The sequence below is a fragment of the Pseudovibrio sp. Ad46 genome (assembly GCF_001623065.1).
Taxonomy (GTDB): Bacteria; Pseudomonadota; Alphaproteobacteria; order Rhizobiales; family Stappiaceae; genus Pseudovibrio.
In genome coordinates this window covers 1-18,266 of record NZ_LMCG01000084.1, presented here as the reverse complement: position 1 = coordinate 18,266, position 18,266 = coordinate 1, and the positions used below count along the sequence as shown (strand labels likewise).

Genomic DNA, 18,266 nt, shown 5'->3' with positions numbered 1-18,266 from the left:
CATAGTGGGATTAAAGAAACCTGTCTGTGTGGCAATAGTTGAGGCCCCATCCATTTTCGTTGAAATATTGAACCTTGCAATGAGTGAGGCGAGGCGGCACAAATGGTCAACTTCAATTTGCAGAAAACGGGGATATTGACCCATGGCATCCAACAAGCTCCTGCTTCTTCCTGGTGATGGAATTGGTCCTGAAATCATGGAGGAGGTGAAAAAGGTTATCGCCTGGCTCAACGAGCAGGGCGAAGATACTTACGAGTATGACGAAGGCCTTGTTGGTGGCAGTGCCTACGATGCACACGGCGTTTCCATCTCTGAAGAAGATATGGCGAAAGCACAGGCAGCTGATGCTGTTATTTTCGGTGCTGTTGGCGGTCCTAAATGGGATGACGTTCCTTATGAGGTTCGCCCGGAAGCTGGCCTGCTGCGTCTTCGTAAAGACCTTGGCCTGTTTGCAAACCTTCGCCCTGCGATTTGCTATCCAGCGCTGGCTGATGCGTCTTCTTTGAAGGCGGACGTCATTGAAGGATTGGATATTCTGATCGTTCGCGAACTGACCGGTGGTGTTTACTTCGGTGAGCCGAAAGAGATCATCGATCTGGACAACGGCCAGAAGCGCGGTATCGATACGCAGGTTTACGACAGCTACGAAATTGAGCGTATTGCTGGCGTTGCATTTGATCTTGCACGCACCCGTGACAACAAAGTTTGTTCCATGGAAAAGCGCAATGTGATGAAATCCGGCGTGCTTTGGAACGAAGTTGTGACCGCAACGCACAAAGCAAACTACGCGGATGTTGAGCTGGACCACATGCTGGCAGACGCTGGCGGCATGCAGCTGGTGCGTTGGCCAAAGCAGTTTGACGTTATTGTAACCGACAACCTGTTTGGTGATATGCTGTCTGATGTTGCGGCGATGCTGACTGGTTCTCTGGGTATGCTGCCGTCTGCTTCTCTGGGTGCGCCTGATGACGCAACCGGTAAGCGCAAAGCCCTCTATGAGCCAGTGCACGGTTCTGCTCCTGACATCTCTGGCACAGGTGCTGCTAACCCAATTGCAATGATTGCAAGTTTTGCAATGGCGCTGCGCTACTCTTTCCAGAAGATTGCAGAGGCCGACATGGTTGAAAAAGCAATCTCCAACGCACTGGACAAAGGTCTGCGCACAAAAGACATCGCGAAGGATGGTGAAGCAACCATCACCACCGCACAGATGGGTGATGCCATTGTTGCCGAGCTGACTGCTCTTGCAGGTGTTTCAGCATAAGCTGGCAGTTCAGAGTTTAAAGATTTGAAACAGGGCTTCCGTTGGTTCGGGAGCCCTGTTTTTTATTGCATGGGTGGCAGCAGCGGCTGTGTGGGTTTGGGACTTGGCAGATTCACGTACTGTATCTGAGATCCTGTGACATCGAAGTCTTCAAAACTCACGCCATGCAGCGTTGGGTTCTCGTAGGTTTTGATGAAGTACTTTCTGTTTTCAATGTCAGCAATGGTCGACCACTGGGTGTAATCGTTGGCTTCCTGTTCCTGCTCGACTGGTGAAATTGCAGGCCTTACAAACCCTTTTGGAATGTCGAAGTTGTTGAGCACGTGCTCCATAGTGACAAGCCGGTTCTTGTTTAGCTCAGCGGCATCAATGGTGGAGATTAAACCCAGAGCGCGGATAAACCGGGAAGGTGGAGTTGGGTCACCCGGAATGCCAAGCAAGCCAGACCCCTGACCGAAGGGGGTTAGTTCCTGTCCCATGATCTCAGTAGAGCCAATGTTGAATGGAGAGAGGAACAGGTAGTTGCGGATGTTCTGGACATGCCACTCGAAGTCTGGCGAATTGGTGAGCACGGTGTAAGGATTGTCGTAGACTTTCAACTCGCCATTTATGGGCTCGATGACGATGGAAAAGCCAGCTGCATCATGCAGGGTGTAGTGAAGCGGCGGGATCTCATCTATGCTCTCGTAGAAGGTTCCGACTAATGAGACCTGATCCAGATTGACTTTGATTTCTTCGACTGTTTTGAAGGTTGAAAGCATCCAGACGAGGAAGTCTACCTGATTGATTTCCTTAGTGCGCTGCGCTTCATCATCTGATGGGTTTTTGTAGGCTGCAGAGCCGGGGAAGTAGAGGGCGCCGCCGGACAGACCGTATTCGTTCATGCCATCAACCAAGGCGGGGCTGTCGAAGATGCTCGCGCCAATCACAGCAATTTTGCCGGTCCAGCTGTGGCCCGCTTCATCATTGATTTGAGATTGGAACTTGTAACCGCGTGGGATGAGCCCAATTTTAGTGGGGATCTGCTTGCCGAACTCCATCGTGCGGCCATACATTTTGATGTTGTCGACGGTGGACAGGACGAAGCTGGTGCAGGCATTTGCGGCTATTGGCTGAAGAACAAAAGCGAGTAGGGCTAAGCTGATCTTGAACAAGGCAATCGGGTGGATGGCAAAGCGCTTGAGCATGAGGCCTCCGGAATGAGTTCTTTTGCTTGTGATTGTCTGCGAAGAGCGCAAAAGTTCCGTTAGATGTGCCTGCTGCTTTAAGATTGGTTTTTTGGAAGTTTGGCTACTGGATGTTAATCACGGGAGTTAGCCGTGTGATTTGGTTGCGCGAAAAACCCGTGTGCGGCATAAGCCTGAGCCAAGACAAACTTTGAGAAGCATTGCTGAAAGACAGAGCATGGATGAACGTTTAAGACCCTTCCTCGGAACCTGGATTCTGGATCCTGATGCCTCAAACTATGAGCAGGGTTCTGTGCCTTGGGGTGGCAGTTTGAAAATTGTCGAGAAGAATGGCGAGATCGGTTTCTTCATGAAAACCGTTGAAGGCGAAGGTGAGACTGTTGAGGCCAACTTCTCAGGCATTCCTGATGGGGAAGATCGCCCTATGCCGCAAAACCCGTTTGCGGATACGCTTTCCCTCTCTTTGAACACGGATGGAGATCTGGTTTCTGAAGCAAAGCGCGGCGGCCTGAGCATTATGGTTGCCAAGCGTGAGCTGAATGAAGACGGCTCTCAGCTCACGGTTTATCAAACTGTACACCTGTTGGATGCCGGTTCGTTTACCAACGAAGCGGTCTATATGAGAGCACAGTGAGTGGTTTAAACCTGCATTAGCTTGTCTTTGTTGAACTTGGTTGTGTGATTTAAAAAAGTAACAGGACACAACCATGTTCAATCGAAACAGGCTCGCCGGAGCCTGCGCAATACTGGCGGTTTGTGGTGCATCGAGCGCCAATGCCCTGGTGTTTGATGGCATTCCTTACATGGATGACCGCAGCACCCCCCAAGCGGTGGTTGAAAGCTATTATAATGCCATCAACCGCAAGGAGTATGTGCAGGCGTATAGCTACTTCAACACGCCACCTAAGAACTTTGAGGAGTGGAAGGAAGGGTTTCGAACAACGGAGTCCGTGCAGCTACGCTATGGGTCTACTCAGCCAGATGCAGGCATGAGCCAGCTCTATTGGCCGCTTCCGGTAGCGATTGAAACGCACCTTTCCGACGGCACTTCGCAGGTTTATGCGGGCTGTTATGTTTTACATATGGTGGTGCCGGGCACGATTACCGATCCGCCTTACTCACCCATTGCGATTAACAAGGCTGAGTTGAAGCCAACGGATAAGCCTTTGAGCCAGGCCCTGCCCGACAAATGTGATGAGTAGCCGTAATTCTTCATCATATTAGCTTGCTGCGAAGGCCCCGGAATAAGCGAGGGTGCCTGTTGGTGTCTCTCCCTCAAAGGTATGCTGCATAAAGTACTGCGCTGGCACGCCGGGGAAGACGAGGTCTTCTGTTTGTTGAAAGCCGAAGCGGCTGTAATAGTCCGGCTCCCCAAGCAAAACGACACCTTTGGCATCAATCTGCTTGATTTGCTGCATTGCCTCCATGATTAGGGCTGAGCCAAAGCCCTTGCCCTGATGTTTCGGAGCAATGGCCACTGGGCCAAGGCCATACCAACCTTTGTCCTCACCATCGATTGTTACAGGAGAGAAAGCGATATGACCTACCATGCCGCCAGCTTGCCCTCCGATGAGTGACAGTGTCAGCTCACCGCTGGCACGCAATTGGTCGATGATCAGGTGCTCTGTTGGCTTTGCGCCGGGTTCATGGTGTGGGTGGTTTTCGAAAGCTGCATAAACGAGATTGCGGATTGCTTCGACATCAGATGGTAGCTCTGTGCGGATGATCATCGGTTTTGTCCGTTCTGTTTAGCTTAGCTTCTGTGCCACGAAAAATAGGAAAGCTTACTGATTTATCGGACTAGAGGTACCCGAACATTCTCCCGCAGATCAGGACTCCGAGCCAGCTGAACAGCGAGATGAAGCCAGCGGATTTGAAGCGGGGGATGGTGCCGCGGGAGTCGACTTGTGCCAGATAGCGCCATGGTTTGTTGAAGCGCAGGAACAATGCGTTGAGCAGGGCGAGTGTGAAAAAGCCTGACTTGGCCCAGAATATGGGCGCGTTGACGTATACTTGCGCTTTGACTGAAAGCAGGAAGATGCCAGTGGTGATCGCGATCAGGCCGCCCAGAAGGGCAATGCGGGTGAGGGGGCGTGCAAGGTCGTATAATGGTATGGAGCGCCACATACCCATCATACGCAGGTCAAGCGGGACGAGGGAACCGAATAGCATGGCCAGCCCGACGATGTGGCCTGTGTTGATTGCCGGATAGACCCACCATGCATACTTGAAGACCTCTGGCAGCTGAGAGCGTTCGAGATCGACAGCAAGTGCTTGCAATTGAGAAAGGAGGTCCATCATTATTCCGTTGTGACTTTTGATCGCTCTGTTCAAACTGAGTGCAGACGCGATACCATGCAAGGATTGATTGGCCCACTTTTTCCGGTGCCCACGGTTTTATCATTTTGAGGTTGTTTATGGCTGACTTTGTGCATTTGGAATGGGGACGGAACGCAAGCAGCGATGGCTTTGCTGTGGCTGTGATTGTTGATTGCCTGAGCTTCTCGACAGCGACTTCTGTTGCTTGTGGCAGAGGAGCGAGGGTGGTGCCCGTTGCTGATCGCGATGAGGGGGAAGCGCTGGCTGTTGAGATTGGCGGAGTTTGTGCCGGGAAGCGCCGGGAGGGCGGTTATTCATTGTCTCCACCAACGCTCATGGAACTCTCTGCTAGCGATGTGTTGGTGTTGCCCAGCCCCAACGGTGCGACGCTTTCTGCTTTGCCGAGAGAAGGGCGGGTGTTTGCTGCTGCACTTCGGAATGCAGTAGCGGTGGCGGCTTATCTTAAGGTGATTTCCGGCAAAGTCTTACTGGTTGCTGCGGGTGAGAAGTGGCCGGATGGCAGTTTGCGGCCTGCCTTCGAGGATCAACTGGCCTGCGGTGCACTTGCACATATGCTGGACTGCGCGATGTCGCCAGAAGCCTCGATTGCTCGGGCGGGTTATCTTTCGTGTGCCGATGATTTGCTCGGTGCGCTAAAGGGCTGCGCGAGTGGGCAGGAACTGACACACCGTGGTTACACAGTTGATGTGGAGTGGGCAGCTGACCTGGATTCGGAAAACTGTGTGCCTGAACTGCGGCAAGTTGAGCTTGGCGGGAAGGTGGTGAATGCGTTTATTGACGTTTCGCGTGCAAGTCATGGTCGTTCAAAAGTTGAGCTTACATCAGGGTTTATTTTGCCTGAATGAAGATTCTCATTGGTAAAACCCTGTTTTTCGGCGGTTTTGCTGGTGCGTGCGTGTCACGCTTGAGTGATGTTGAAGCTCTGCCATAGCAAAGACTGTTGACAAATCTTTCGTGTGAAGGCATGAAACCCGCGATCTATTTATTGGGAAAGAGTTACGCGGAATGTTCCTTCGCAAGACCGACACAACAAAATTCATGCGCACTGCGGCGAAAACCGCGGGCATGATGTCGGCTGCAAAAGTGACCGCGACTACTACCAAGACAATCACCATGAAAACGACAAAGACCACCGTCTAAGGTGCCTCTCTTTCCCGCGCTCTCCCCGGGACGGAGGGCGCCAGAGGGCTCACCGGGCGCAGTCAGCCTCCGGAAGCCAGCGGGGGAGACGAAGAGGACAAAACCAATGGGTTATAAGATTGCGATTGCAGGTGCTACCGGCAATGTGGGTGCGGAAATGCTGGATATTCTGGCAGAGCGTGGTTTCCCAGCTGATGAAGTGATTGCATTGGCATCTCGCCGCTCTCAGGGCAAAGAAATCTCCTTTGGTGACAAGACGCTGAAAGTTAAAGCGATGGAGAATTTTGATTTCTCCGATGTTGATATCTGCCTCATGTCTGCTGGCGGTACTATCGCGAAAGAGTGGGCTCCGAAGATTGCTGCCAAGGGCTGTGTTGTCATCGATAACTCTTCTGCATGGCGCTATGATCAGGATGTTCCGTTGATCGTGCCTGAAGTGAATGCTGATGATATTGTTGACTTCAAAAAGAAGAACATCATCGCGAACCCGAATTGCTCCACTGCACAGCTGGTTGTTGCTCTTAAGCCAATTCACGAAAAAGCTGGTATCAAGCGCCTCGTTGTCTCCACTTACCAGTCCGTTTCTGGTGGTGGTAAAGATGCGATGGACGAATTGTTCAACCAGACCCGCGCTGTTTTCGTAAACGACCCGATTGAGCCTCAGCAGTTCACCAAGCGCATTGCGTTTAATGTGATCCCGCACATCGATGAGTTCATGGAAGATGGTTACACTAAGGAAGAGTGGAAGGTTCTGGCTGAGACCAAGAAGATGCTCGACCCTACCATCAAAGTGACTTGTACAGCTGTTCGTGTGCCTGTGTTTGTTGGGCATGCCGAGTCCGTGAATATGGAGCTGGACAGTCCACTTTCTCCTGAAGAAGCTCAGGACCTGCTGCGTGAAGCGCCGGGCATTCTGGTTGTCGATAAGCGTGAAGACGGCGGCTATGTCACTCCTTACGAGTGTGCAGGCGAAGATGCGACTTACGTTTCCCGTATTCGTGAAGACGCGACCGTTGAGAACGGCCTGAACATGTGGGTTGTTTCCGATAACCTGCGTAAAGGCGCTGCGCTGAACACAGTTCAGATTGCTGAGGTTCTGGTGAACCGCGGCCTGATCAAGCCAAAAGCAGAAGCTGCTGCATAAGCTTTTCAGCTACTGATGAGATTAGGAAGGGCACCTTTTAGGGTGCCCTTTTTTGTTAGAGGTGAAAGAGGATTACTGCTTCATTCGGAGAGAATGAGAATGCTCTGGTCACAAAACTTATCCCCCTCCTCAATTCCTCCGATACTCTGTGTCTATGCCTACGTAGCGGGCTGCTGGCGGAGCGACCGTCAGTTTGTCGTAGGCTGGGTTGGGCTGTTGGAAGACGTAACGCACCTTTCAGTGGTCCGGTGAACCGAACTTCAAACGTGACCGCATGGTTTGAGGGGAAGGGCCCAGGACTATAGGGTATCACGCGGCGACGGATACAAGAGCACCGGCAGGGAGACTTGCTTTTGCGAAGGTGTCAGTCAAAGACGGAGGAACTGTTTGGGCAGGGAAACCTGACTGGATAAGCCACTTTCTTTCCGGGAAACCGGCTATCGTGCCTTATAGGCAAAAGAGGCGACGTAGTTCATTCAAAGAAAGCCCGGGCAAGGCGTGTAGCCAATGCTGAAGAAACATTTTTAAACAAGTAGCGCAGGTATTGCCTGCCGCCTTGCTCATCCCGACTTTCGGGAACTCTGGCTCAACACTGCATGGGATGCCATGCGGTGCTGTTGGTGTTTGCGGGAATACTTTACGTAGAGGTTATGCTAGGTTTCTCCCAAATTATGGGGGGAATATGCAGACACTTGAAATTAGAGCAGCGCAGTATGAAGAGTTGCCTGAGGTCGCTCGCATGTACCGGTATTCGCGAGACCGATGCCTTTCATTTATACCTAGACTGCACACGCCAGAAGAAGATCTTTGGTTCTTTCAGAATATTGTTTTTAAAGAGAATGAACTGACAATAGTCATGGGAGATGAGCAAATCATAGGTATGATGGCCACCAAAGATGACTGGGTAGAACAGCTTTATCTGGATCCGCGGCACCTGCGGAAGGGCGTTGGTACAAAGCTCTTAGACCAAGCAAAAGCTCGCTCTTCCGGAAATCTGAAGCTTATGTGCTTTGTTGAGAATGTGGATGCGAGAGCATTTTACGAAGTGCATGGGTTTAAGGAAGTGAAGCGGACAAGCGGTTCAGAGAATGAAGAAGGTGCACCAGATATTTTGTATGAGTGGAAGGCTTAGCTTTCCCGCCAAAGTAGAGGGTGCAGCGTGGTGCAGTACGACGGGCGCGAGATGATACCCCTAAAATTGCAGGGGGCATATACGGTGATTTCCGTCTAGTGCAGCGTAACTCTGAGTGGCATTGTTCGAAGTAGATGTAAGCCAGAGCACTTTGCGTTTCTCAAGATTGACGCTTCCTGCTCTTAGCGTTTTTGCCATGCGTGTCCTTTTTGGGAATATCCGAACCACTTTTAGGAGGATGCGCTTCAGGACAATGTGTTGGGAGGCACACGAGAATGCTGAACACTGCAAGTTATGCCAACTACAAGATCACTCATACGGATGAGACCTTTACGGATTGGCTTGTGAAATCTGCAGGACCTGCTTGGAATAAGGCGATCAATCACCCGTTTACCAGTGCTGTTGGTAACGACACAGTGAGTGCCGAGGTGTTCACCCGTTACTTGTTGGAGGATTACCACTACATTCAGGACTTGGCATCTGCGCTTGGATTCCTGATTGCCAAAGCGCCGACAATGGCTGCTAAAGTACGGTTGTCTGGCTTTGCGCAGCAACTGACTTCTAATGAACTGGGCTATTTTCAGCGCACCTTTAAAGAACTGGGCATCGCGCCTGAGGTTTATGAAGCTGCCAAGCCCAATACGATTACCCGGGCAATTGGCGCAACGCTGTTGTCGACAGCTGGCAAAGGTCACTACGTTGATGGCATGGCAACATTGCTGGCTTCGGAGTGGATCTATCGCGAATGGGGCCATCGGGAAGCTGCCAAGCCACGGCCTGAGCGGTTCTACCTTGCTGAGTGGGTTGAGTTTCTGGCGACCGATGAGTTTGGAGAGTTCATTGAGTGGATTAAGCGGGAAGTGAACTCGATTGGCGAAGAGGAACGCGTGAAGCGCCAAAGCGATATCTCAGAGAGCTTTACTCATATGTGTGAGCTTGAAGCAGAGTTCTTCGATATGGTGAGCTGACAAAACGCTTCAGATCTGAACCAGAAATGCTCTCTGTTTTACGGGGAGCATTTTTTTTCAAAGGGGGAGGTCCCTAGTTATACGTATTGGCTAAAAACTAGGGGTAACTGCACGTTTTACCTGTAACATCTCCGTGATATTGCTGGAAAATTGCAGAAAATGACAAGGTGTTCTCAAATGAGATTTTGTCTCGGTGCGCCTTATAGGAAGTATTTTTTATGCATGTGAGATTCTGTGGCATCTAATTCTAATAAATTCCAGTATTGGTAGTTTATTTGATTTAAATAAGCTCACAGCTTCGCTAATTGTAGAAAATTTTCCTCATTCTGATAGAACGAGCTCAACAAAATAATAGTAATCAGGAATAGATTATGTTCTCTCGTTCTACTGTTGCTGCACTTGCCCTTCTTGTGGCTGTTCCTGCTCAGGCTGAAACAATCCGTGTGGGCATGTCTGGTGGGTATTTCCCATTCACATTTGTTAAGCAAGATGTTCTGCAGGGCTTTGAAGTTGACGTTGCTCGCGCAATTGCAAAGCAGACTGGTGATGAAGTTGAATTCGTTACCATGAGCTTCTCCGGTCTGATTGGCGCTTTGGAAGCTGGTCGCATTGATACTATTGCAAACCAGATCACCGTTACACCTGAGCGTGAAGCCAAGTTCACTTTCTCCCAGCCATACGTTTATGACGGTGCGCAGGTTGTTGTGAAAGCTGGCAACGAAGAAATCGGTGGCGTTGAAGACCTCAAAGGCAAAAGCGTTGCTGTAAACCTTGGTTCCAACTTTGAAGAGCTTCTGCGCGGTTTGCCGTTTGCTGATGAAATTGACATCCGCACCTATGAAAGCAATCTGGCCCAGGATACCGCACTTGGCCGTGTTGATGCGTTTATTCATGATCGCATCAGTGCAACTCAGGTGATCAAAGAAACTCCGTTGCCACTGGCTCTGGCTGGTGCTCCATTCTCTGAAATTCGCAACGCAATGCCGTTCCGTACTGATGAAGATGGTAAAGCTTTGGCTGCTAAGGTAGACGTTGCAATCGACGAACTGAAAGCTTCTGGCAAGCTGGCTGAGATTTCCGACAAGTGGTTTGGAGCGGACATCACCAAAGCTGACTAAGCTGTCCGTTCAGAATTAGTAAAGCAGTTCGCATCTAAGAATCTTTGGTGGAACTGCTTTTCCTTTTTCATGCCTTCGGGAATTTACTCCCGTCGTTCGAGGGCATGCTCTAATAATAAGAACTGATTATGCGCGCCTTAGATCTGGACTACATGCTCGGCCTTTTGCCGATCCTTTTAAAGTACTTACCCCTAACCTTGGGTATGGCAAGTGTGTCCATGATTTTGGCGCTCATACTTGCATCGCTGTTTGCAATTATCCGCGTGGTGCGCTTTCCTGTCTTGGATGCAATCACGCGGCTCTTTATCAGCTTCTTTCGCGGAACGCCGCTGCTGGTGCAGCTGTTTTTGTTCTACTACGGTTTGCCGCAGCTCTTTTCGTTCCTCACTGCGATTGACGGAGTTTCAGCTGCGATTATCGGTCTGACGCTTCACTTCTCCGCTTATATGGCAGAGAGTATTCGTGCGGCGATCCTGGGTGTTGACCGTAGCCAATGGGAAGCAGCAAAGTCGATTGGTATGTCTACTGGTCAGATGATGCGCCGGATTATTCTACCGCAAGCCGCGCGTGTTGCTGCGCCAACGCTGATTAACTACTTCATCGATCTGATCAAAAGCACCAGTCTGGCCTTTACGCTTGGTGTGACTGAATTGATGGGTGCTGCGCAGAAAGAAGCAGCAGGAAGCTTCCTGTACTTCGAGACGTTTATTGTCGTTGCCGTTATTTATTGGGCTGTGGTTGAGAGCCTTGCTTTCGTTCAGACCCAAATTGAAAATCGACTTTCAAAGGCTGTTTCCAGATGATCCAGATCCGCGGGCTCACAAAAATCTATAATGGTGTCCCTGTGTTGAACGGGATCGACCTGGATATCAAAAAAGGCGAACGCATCGCCATTATTGGTCCGTCCGGGACCGGTAAATCCACCTTGCTGCGTTGTCTCAACTTTCTTGAGACGCCAGAGCAGGGTGAGTATGTTCTTGATGGCAAAAGCATTGATGTTCAAAAGGCGAATGCCGCGCAGATCAAAGAGATGCGTTTGAGGACAGCTTTTGTGTTCCAGAACTATGCCCTGTTTGCCAACAAAACAGCGCGTGAGAATATTGCTGAAGGCTTGATCACCGTTCGTGGTGAAGCCAAAGAGACTGCGTTTGAGCGGGCGGATGAAATTCTGCGGGACATCGGTCTGGCAGATAAAACAGATGCTTATCCTGCGTCTCTTTCTGGTGGTCAGCAGCAGCGTGTTGGTATTGGCCGGGCGATGGCGAGCAACTCAGAGCTTATGCTGGTTGATGAGCCGACCTCTGCGCTTGATCCTGAGTGGGTTGATGAAGTGCTGCAGCTGCTTACTCGCGTTGCGCAGGCTCATCAGACTATGTTGATTGTGACCCACGAGATGGCGTTTGCAAAAGAGATTGCTGATCGTGTTCTGTTTATGGAAGGCGGGCGCATTGTTGAGCAGGGCCCACCTGAGAAGATCTTCACGAGCCCAGATGATCCAAGAACCCGCAGTTTCTTGCGGAAAGTTCTTTAGAGAGTTTCGAGAGCGGTACCTTCTTATGGATGTACCGCTTTTCTTTTATCGACCGGACAGGGTGTTGTTGACCTGGATGAGTTCAGCGTTACCACCACACAATAGGACGCCGATGCGCTCGCCTTCTTCTGGCTTATATGCACCGGAGATCAGAGCTGCCAGGGCTGTTGCGCCGCCTGGTTCGACGACGAGCTGCATCTCTCTCCAGAGACGGCGTTGCGCGGCGAGAATGGCGTCATCCTCAACAAGGATGGATTCTGCGATGTGGTTTCTTGCGACCTCAAACGGGAAGGTGCCGCATCGCTTTGCACCAAGTGCGTTGGCCGCGATGCTGTTCAGTTCGACATCAACTGGCTCGCCGGCTTTAAGCGCTGCGTTCATGGAGCAGGAACCAAATGGTTCTATGGCAATGACTTTGGTGGGGCTGTTTGCATAGTAGCTTGCGACACCAGCTGCGAGGCCTCCGCCACCGACAGCTACAAGGATGGTATCCAGGTCTGAGCTTTGTTCTGCCCATTCTAATGCTACGGTGCCCTGACCGTTGATTGTATCTATGGCATCGAATGGATGAATATCAATTGCACCGGTTTGCTGCTGGTAGTGGGTGCAGAATGCTGCAGCATCCGCATAGGCGGCGCCTTCGACATGGACGTCTGCGCCGAAGCTGCGGATCTTATCGATCTTCGCTGGATTGGAGATCTCAGGGACGAAGATCTTGGCTTTCTTGCCAAGTGCATGAGCTGCACAGGCAACGGCAGCGCCGTGATTGCCACCTGAGGCTGCTGCTATGCCAGCTTCAGGAATTGAGTTGTTTAGTAATGAGTTGAATGCTCCACGTGCTTTGAAGGAACCTGAATGCTGCAGGTGTTCCAGTTTCAAAGAAATGGAGTACTTCAGGCCAAAAGTGCCGTTACCGCTCACAATAGACGGAGTTTTGCGAATGTATTTCTGAATTCGTTTATGAGCGACTTCAATGGCTTGTTTAGATATCTGCACGGTAATAGCCTGAATATTTTATATATAGAGAAGCCCCGGAAAAATCCGAGGCTTCGAAAATTGCAATGTGCACTTTAGGTTGCTGGCATTGCAGTTTCAACCAGTTTAATGAAATAGGAACAGCCATATGGAATAGCTTCGTCGTTGAAGTCATATTTCGGATGGTGCAGTCCTGCAGACTCTCCGTTTCCGAGGAAGATGAAAGCACCGGGCTTTTCTTCTAAGTAGTAAGCAAAGTCTTCTCCGCCCATGGTTGGGTCGATGTTTTCATCAACTTTGTCTGCGCTGCCAGCAATTTCAGCAGCGATCTGTGTTGCGAATTTGGTCTGATCCGGATGGTTTGATGTGGATGGGTAGCCATCTGCAAAATCGTAGTCCACGCCTGCGCCGTTTGCGGCACAAACGCCTTCAACAACTTGCTTCACACGTTGAGCAGCTTGCTTGCGGACATCTTGGTCCAATGTGCGGATGGTACCACCCAGTTTCGCTGTGTCCGGAATGATGTTGTATGCAGTGCCGGCCTGGAAGAAAGTCACAGAGATTACGATAGACTGCAGTGGTCCAACATTGCGGGATGCGATGGACTGCAGGGCAGATACGATCTGTGAGCCAACCACCACAGGGTCGATTGTGTTGTGTGGGTATGCTGCGTGGCCGCCTACGCCTTTGACTGTGATGGTGAACTCATCGGTGGATGCCATCAGTGGACCAGAGCGGGTTGCGAAGTGGTCAATCGGAGTGCCTGGCTGGTTATGCAGGCCGTAGATCTCGTCAACGTTCCAACGGGTAAACAAGCCGTCGTCCATCATTGCTTTTGCGCCAGCGCCGCCTTCTTCAGCAGGTTGGAACACGAGAATGACTGTGCCGTCGAAGTTGCGGGTCTCGGCAAGATATTTTGCGGTGCCCAACAGCATTGCGGTGTGGCCATCGTGACCACATGCGTGCATTGCGCCTTTGTTTTTGGATGCGTATTCCTTGCCGGTTTCTTCGGCCATTGGAAGGGCATCCATGTCAGCGCGAAGGGCGATGGATTTGCCAGCGCCGCCGTTGCGGCCTTTGATAACACCAACTACGCCTGTGCGGCCAACACCTGTGGTGACTTCATCAACACCGATCTCTTTCAGAATTTCGGCTACTTTTGCTGATGTACGGTGTGTCTCATAAAGAACTTCAGGATGTTCATGAAAATCACGGCGCCAAGCGGTGATTTCATCGTGCATTTCTGCAAGACGATTAATGGTTGGCATCGGAGCGCTCCCTCAAATACTTCGGATTCTTATTGAGATTAGAAAATGAACCTCACTTTGGCCCAGTGCAGTGAAATATTGCAAGAGCAAATCAATTGCAAAAGGGTCAGTTGAGTAAAATTAAATGAACTGCCAATGCGCCTTCTTAACTAACCCAAGGACAGCTTAGTCACGCTAAGTTATCGCTGACGTCAGGTCACATATTGCACGTGGTTCAACTTCAACAGCGGTGAGGCAGTATGGCGATCTATCGGAGTGTTTTTCGGAATGTCACAGAGGAGAAACAGCAATGGATGTTCCTCAACAAAGCCAATCGATATACCAGCCTTTTGCCTGCTAAAGCCGAGTTTGAAACGGGTCCTTTTGATTTTCGACGCAATGTCTCGATCAATCTTCTCGTAAATGGTGGTCTGTTCGGGACCTCTTTGCGTTACAACTCGTTGCGTGACAGCTGGAGTATGTGGCCGCTGACCAGTGATTTCTCGCTTCAGATTAATAAGCGGACTGTGATTGTCGAGTGTGCTTTGACATCCCCCTATAAAGCCGATGCGAATGTGGAATCGCTTGCTCGGTTCTTTGAGGAAATGAGCCGACCTAGCCGGTGATTGTTGCTCAGACAGTCAAGAAAATGCGTAGACGGAAGTCTTTTTTGTCTCGTTGTCTTCCAGCTCTCGTTGTACTGGAATTTCATAGGTTTGCAGGTGGGTGAGACGTGAGGTTGGGAAATAGGAGCGTCGAGGGTCTCCTACCAAAACCGGAATTAGTTTTTCCCTAGGACTGGAATCCAACCAACTGAGAACCCGTGTGGTCATATCCGGGTCGTAAAAAACATCGCCGCAGCAAATCAGGTCGTAATTGCCAAGAGAACTTTTTAAAAGATCTTTAGTGCTGACTTTGATTGTAACCTGGTTCAGCTCTGCGTTGATAAGTGCAGCGTCTGAGGCGAACAGGTCAATGTCTGCTGCGATGGCTGAGGCTGCTCCGGCTTTCATTGCAGCGATGGCGACGAGGCCTGAGCCGCTTGCGAAGTCGAGGATGCGTTTGTCCTTAACAGTCTCGGGATTGTCGAGAATGTAGCGTGCCAGTGCTTGTCCGCCTGCCCATGCAAATGCCCAGAACGGGGAGGAGACACCGAGTTCTTCCAGCTCCTCTTCACCCATGCGCCAGAGATCGACGCTTTCATCTGCCAGGTGAAGACGTATGGACGGCGCATGAGGAACAGGGTGTTGCCGTGTCTGTTCCAAAATAAAAGCGCGCCGGTCCGTAATTTTCATCGTGAGATCAGACCTCAGATGGGTCCATTCCTGCCATTTCCAGAACCACGGCCCATTCTTCCGGCTTTACCGGCTGAACAGAAAGGCGCATGGAAGTCACGAGGGCCATATCGGAGAGGCGTTCTTCGGCCTTCACTTGCGCCAGTGTTACTGTCTGCGGAAGGTCTTTGACGGCTTTGATGTCTACGCATTCCCAGCGTGGGTCATCGGTTGTGGAATCCGGGTGTGCGAGCGCGCAGACCTCTACGATGCCGACAACTTCTTTGCCGATGTTGGAATGGTAGAAGAAGCCCCGGTCTCCGATCTTCATGTCGCGCATGAAGTTGCGGGCCTGATAGTTGCGTACGCCGTCCCACTCTTCGCCTTCTTCGCCCTTGGCTTTTTGATGATCCCAAGACCACTTGTTAGGTTCGGATTTGAACAGCCAGTATTGCAACTTTGCCTCCATTAAAAAGAGCACCTGCCTACAATGAGAGACTGGTGCTCCAGAATTGACGTGTTGTAATACTTACAACAAAATTAGGCTTCTGGGTTCTTAATTACCCAGTTCCAAGGACGGATCTCAACAGATTCAAAGAGGCCTGCGAGTGAATAAGGATCTTCATTAGCTACTGCCAATGCTTCGTCCCTGTTCGCAGCTTCTACCAAGACCAGCGAACCCGTCGGAGATACGAGGTCATCACACATAAAAGGACCAGCTGCCTTCAAGCGATCACCAAGACCTTTGAGAAAATCGAGATGGTCTTGTCGTGTTTTCTGGCGAAGGTCTTCAGAATGCGCCTTATCAGTGCAGATGAGAGCGTACAGCATATTGGATACTCCAGTAGCAGGTTTTCAACCTAACCATTTGATCCCTGATATACAACCAGGCAATTCCTAGCTTAAAAGGATTCTACTAGGGGTGTGTCTCTCGTTTGAGGGGGCGCGTCATTAAGTCGCTCAAAGCCTGTGCGACGTCGATTTTCCCAGCTACGATTTGTGACACGGTGTTTGCAATTGGCATGTCGACACCATGTTCGGCTGCCAAGGCGACCGCGATATTAGCGGAGTGAGCGCCTTCTGCAAGCTTTTGTCCCGGTGCAACCAATTCCTGCGGTGTTCTACCCTGTCCAATCTTTAACCCGAAGGCAAAATTTCGTGATTGGGTTGAGGAACATGTGAGGACCAGGTCGCCAAGACCAGACAGACCTGTGAGCGTTTCGCTTCTGGCATTCAGTGCCATGCCGAGGCGGGTCAGTTCTGCGAAGCCACGGGCCGTCAAAGCTGCCTGTGCGCTGGCGCCGAGGCCATAGCCGACCGCTGCGCCGCATGCGATTGCGAGCACGTTTTTGAGGGCTCCACCAATTTGCACGCCGATGAGATCATCAGTTGCATAGGGGCGGAAGCTGTTTGAGGCGAGTGCTGCGGAAAGCTGGTCTGCAATTACACCGTCTTCAGCCGCGATTGTGACGGCTGTTGGCAAGCCCTTTGCCACGTCATGTGCGAAGCTTGGGCCGGACAGCGCTGCCGGGATGGCATCAGGCGCCACGGACTTGATCACCTCAGACAGGAGCTGGCCGGTTGATTGCTCGATGCCTTTTGCGCAGAGAACGATTGGTGTTGCTGGCTTTAGAAACGGCTTGATCGCTTCTGTCATCGCCCGTGTTGTTTGCGCCGGGGTGACGAGTAGGAGCGCGTCAGCACCGCTGACAGCATGCTTGAGGATGCCGGTTGCGGTGATTTGCTCTGTCCACTCGATGCCGGGCAGGTATTTCGGGTTCTGTTTGCTGGCGTTTATTGCGGCGATGGTTTCCGCATCGCGGGCCCATAAGGAGACTTCCCGACCTGCTCTTGCGGCTGCCAAGGCGAGCGCAGTTCCCCAAGATCCTCCGCCAATTACAGCGATCTTGTTTAGAGCTGTGGTCATGTTGTTTTCCTTATTGGGTGATGTTCAGTCGTTCACACAGTTGCTCAAGAGGGATATCGAACCCTCCGTGCATTGTTAGCTTGGACTTAGTTTCGTTGTCTGCCAAATCAACCCAGAAGAAGCGAAAGAGGATAGGATCTCCACCGTCATTTGGGCTCATTTCGTAATGATCCCAAGTCAGCTTTGCTTTTTCCTGAATTTTGAGATGGAAAAATTTGCGGCGGTGTAGCTCCGGACCTGAGGTGAGGGCATCGTCATACAGGAAGTCATGCCCTGTAAACTGTTCGAGTGCGCCGGAAACTCTCAGACCGGTTTCTTCTTCAAACTCGCGTTTGGCGGCCTGTAGATAGCTTTCGCCCGGATCCAGTGTTCCACCTGGCACCTGCAATGTGCCTGCGATGTCTGTTTCCGGTTCGTCAAAAACGAGAAGATGTGTGCCGCAGGTCATGTAGACGTAGGCTTTGTGCCGAGGCTGCAATGTCGTTTCCACCATGAATCAATCAAATCAATGTTGTTTGAATTTGGCAGATGTTATTTGCAGGAGTTTGTTGCAAGCAAGGCGTTATAGCAGTTTGCACATAATAAGCAGCATGACACGCGCTTTAGCGCCGCATGGTTTTACCTGCAGCGTGGAACGGAATGCCCCGAAAGTTCGGGTGTGAGCAAGGCGAGCAGGCAGTGCCTGCGCATTGTAAGTAAATTAGTTTCTTCGGCATTGGCTGCTCGCCTTGCCCGGGCGTTTTTGTATGAAACAAGATCTCCTCCGAAAGGCATTGGGAGCAGGCACTGTCAGCAACAAGCACACCGGCCAGAGGCAAATGTGATTGTCGGTGATAGCTAAACGCCTGCCAGTGTAGACGCCCATCGGGTGACCAGCTTCCGCTTGGTCCCTGCACTAAAGACTTTCAAGGGGTGTTTCAACGAACCCGCCGGGTGATGCGTTACTTCGCCCGGTAGCCCCGCCCAGCCCACGCCGCACTGATGGACGGTCCATCAGCTGCCCGAATACGTGAGCACAA

The 18,266-nt window shown here is 51.1% G+C and carries 21 protein-coding genes; 11 read left to right on the top strand and 10 right to left on the bottom strand.

The window, feature by feature from the left end; genetic code table 11:
- Window positions 1–142 precede the first annotated feature (142 nt).
- The gene (leuB, locus tag PsAD46_RS26755; protein ID WP_063308280.1) at window positions 143–1,264 is read left to right on the top strand and encodes a 3-isopropylmalate dehydrogenase; all 1,122 of its coding nucleotides are present in this window, start codon (window positions 143–145) and stop codon (window positions 1,262–1,264) included.
- Between the two features lie 62 nt (window positions 1,265–1,326).
- Here leuB and PsAD46_RS26750 read toward each other — a convergent pair whose 3' ends face one another.
- Window positions 1,327–2,451 (bottom strand): choloylglycine hydrolase family protein, encoded by a 1,125-nt coding sequence (locus tag PsAD46_RS26750; RefSeq protein ID WP_063308279.1) that lies wholly within the window; start codon window positions 2,449–2,451, stop codon window positions 1,327–1,329.
- 217 nt (window positions 2,452–2,668) lie between these two features.
- On the opposite strand from PsAD46_RS26750, the gene PsAD46_RS26745 reads away from it, so the two are divergent.
- Window positions 2,669–3,085 (top strand): hypothetical protein, encoded by a 417-nt coding sequence (locus PsAD46_RS26745; RefSeq protein WP_063290359.1) that lies wholly within the window; start codon window positions 2,669–2,671, stop codon window positions 3,083–3,085.
- A gap of 73 nt (window positions 3,086–3,158) precedes the next feature.
- Window positions 3,159–3,653, top strand: coding sequence for a hypothetical protein (locus PsAD46_RS26740; protein WP_063308278.1), 495 nt, complete (start codon window positions 3,159–3,161; stop codon window positions 3,651–3,653).
- A gap of 18 nt (window positions 3,654–3,671) precedes the next feature.
- Here PsAD46_RS26740 and PsAD46_RS26735 read toward each other — a convergent pair whose 3' ends face one another.
- Both PsAD46_RS26735 and PsAD46_RS26730 read right to left on the bottom strand, forming a co-directional pair.
- A complete protein-coding gene (locus PsAD46_RS26735) occupies window positions 3,672–4,181 on the bottom strand; it encodes an N-acetyltransferase (RefSeq protein ID WP_063308277.1) in 510 nt (169 codons plus the stop codon).
- A 70-nt stretch (window positions 4,182–4,251) separates the two neighbouring features.
- Window positions 4,252–4,749, bottom strand: a complete 498-nt coding sequence (locus tag PsAD46_RS26730; RefSeq protein ID WP_208982061.1) for a hypothetical protein — start codon at window positions 4,747–4,749, stop codon at window positions 4,252–4,254.
- Window positions 4,750–4,868: 119 nt separating this feature from the next.
- On the opposite strand from PsAD46_RS26730, the gene PsAD46_RS26725 reads away from it, so the two are divergent.
- The 7 genes from PsAD46_RS26725 to PsAD46_RS26695 all read left to right on the top strand — a co-directional run bounded on the left by PsAD46_RS26725 (window position 4,869) and on the right by PsAD46_RS26695 (window position 11,824).
- Window positions 4,869–5,636: a 2-phosphosulfolactate phosphatase gene (locus PsAD46_RS26725; RefSeq protein ID WP_063308276.1), complete on the top strand. Its 768-nt coding sequence runs from the start codon at window positions 4,869–4,871 to the stop codon at window positions 5,634–5,636.
- A gap of 401 nt (window positions 5,637–6,037) precedes the next feature.
- Window positions 6,038–7,075 carry an aspartate-semialdehyde dehydrogenase gene (locus PsAD46_RS26720; RefSeq protein WP_057465112.1) on the top strand — a complete coding sequence of 346 codons (1,038 nt, stop codon included), beginning with the start codon at window positions 6,038–6,040 and terminating at the stop codon, window positions 7,073–7,075.
- A gap of 682 nt (window positions 7,076–7,757) precedes the next feature.
- Window positions 7,758–8,207 (top strand): GNAT family N-acetyltransferase, encoded by a 450-nt coding sequence (locus PsAD46_RS26715; RefSeq protein WP_208982060.1) that lies wholly within the window; start codon window positions 7,758–7,760, stop codon window positions 8,205–8,207.
- A gap of 275 nt (window positions 8,208–8,482) precedes the next feature.
- Complete coding sequence (locus tag PsAD46_RS26710; RefSeq protein ID WP_063308275.1) at window positions 8,483–9,175, top strand: TenA family protein; 693 nt, start codon at window positions 8,483–8,485, stop codon at window positions 9,173–9,175.
- A 371-nt stretch (window positions 9,176–9,546) separates the two neighbouring features.
- Window positions 9,547–10,293 (top strand): amino acid ABC transporter substrate-binding protein, encoded by a 747-nt coding sequence (locus PsAD46_RS26705; RefSeq protein WP_063308274.1) that lies wholly within the window; start codon window positions 9,547–9,549, stop codon window positions 10,291–10,293.
- Window positions 10,294–10,421: 128 nt separating this feature from the next.
- Entirely contained in the window at window positions 10,422–11,096 is a 675-nt protein-coding gene (locus PsAD46_RS26700; RefSeq protein WP_057465115.1) for an amino acid ABC transporter permease, read from the top strand.
- Window positions 11,093–11,824, top strand: coding sequence for an amino acid ABC transporter ATP-binding protein (locus tag PsAD46_RS26695; RefSeq protein ID WP_063308273.1), 732 nt, complete (start codon window positions 11,093–11,095; stop codon window positions 11,822–11,824). Before PsAD46_RS26700 ends, PsAD46_RS26695 begins: the two co-directional genes overlap by 4 nt.
- 45 nt (window positions 11,825–11,869) lie before the next feature.
- Here the strand turns inward: PsAD46_RS26695 and PsAD46_RS26690 are convergent, their stop codons facing one another.
- Both PsAD46_RS26690 and PsAD46_RS26685 read right to left on the bottom strand, forming a co-directional pair.
- On the bottom strand, window positions 11,870–12,820 hold the full coding sequence (locus tag PsAD46_RS26690) for a threonine/serine dehydratase (RefSeq protein ID WP_063308272.1): 951 nt from the start codon (window positions 12,818–12,820) through the stop codon (window positions 11,870–11,872).
- A gap of 74 nt (window positions 12,821–12,894) precedes the next feature.
- Window positions 12,895–14,067 carry a M20 aminoacylase family protein gene (locus tag PsAD46_RS26685; RefSeq protein WP_063308271.1) on the bottom strand — a complete coding sequence of 391 codons (1,173 nt, stop codon included), beginning with the start codon at window positions 14,065–14,067 and terminating at the stop codon, window positions 12,895–12,897.
- Between the two features lie 239 nt (window positions 14,068–14,306).
- Here PsAD46_RS26685 and PsAD46_RS26680 point away from each other — a divergent pair, with 239 nt between their 5' ends.
- A complete protein-coding gene (locus PsAD46_RS26680) occupies window positions 14,307–14,672 on the top strand; it encodes a hypothetical protein (protein ID WP_063308270.1) in 366 nt (121 codons plus the stop codon).
- Between the two features lie 15 nt (window positions 14,673–14,687).
- Here the strand turns inward: PsAD46_RS26680 and PsAD46_RS26675 are convergent, their stop codons facing one another.
- From PsAD46_RS26675 to PsAD46_RS26655, 5 genes are all read right to left on the bottom strand, one after another.
- Window positions 14,688–15,341 carry a 50S ribosomal protein L11 methyltransferase gene (locus PsAD46_RS26675; RefSeq protein ID WP_063308269.1) on the bottom strand — a complete coding sequence of 218 codons (654 nt, stop codon included), beginning with the start codon at window positions 15,339–15,341 and terminating at the stop codon, window positions 14,688–14,690.
- A 7-nt stretch (window positions 15,342–15,348) separates the two neighbouring features.
- Entirely contained in the window at window positions 15,349–15,777 is a 429-nt protein-coding gene (locus PsAD46_RS26670; RefSeq protein WP_057461924.1) for an EVE domain-containing protein, read from the bottom strand.
- Window positions 15,778–15,860: 83 nt separating this feature from the next.
- A complete protein-coding gene (locus tag PsAD46_RS26665; protein ID WP_057461912.1) occupies window positions 15,861–16,151 on the bottom strand; it encodes a YciI family protein in 291 nt (96 codons plus the stop codon).
- An 85-nt stretch (window positions 16,152–16,236) separates the two neighbouring features.
- A complete protein-coding gene (locus PsAD46_RS26660) occupies window positions 16,237–17,247 on the bottom strand; it encodes an NAD(P)H-dependent glycerol-3-phosphate dehydrogenase (RefSeq protein ID WP_063308268.1) in 1,011 nt (336 codons plus the stop codon).
- Between the two features lie 10 nt (window positions 17,248–17,257).
- Window positions 17,258–17,740, bottom strand: a complete 483-nt coding sequence (locus tag PsAD46_RS26655) for an NUDIX domain-containing protein (protein ID WP_244273255.1) — start codon at window positions 17,738–17,740, stop codon at window positions 17,258–17,260.
- Between the last annotated feature and the right edge of the window lie 526 nt (window positions 17,741–18,266).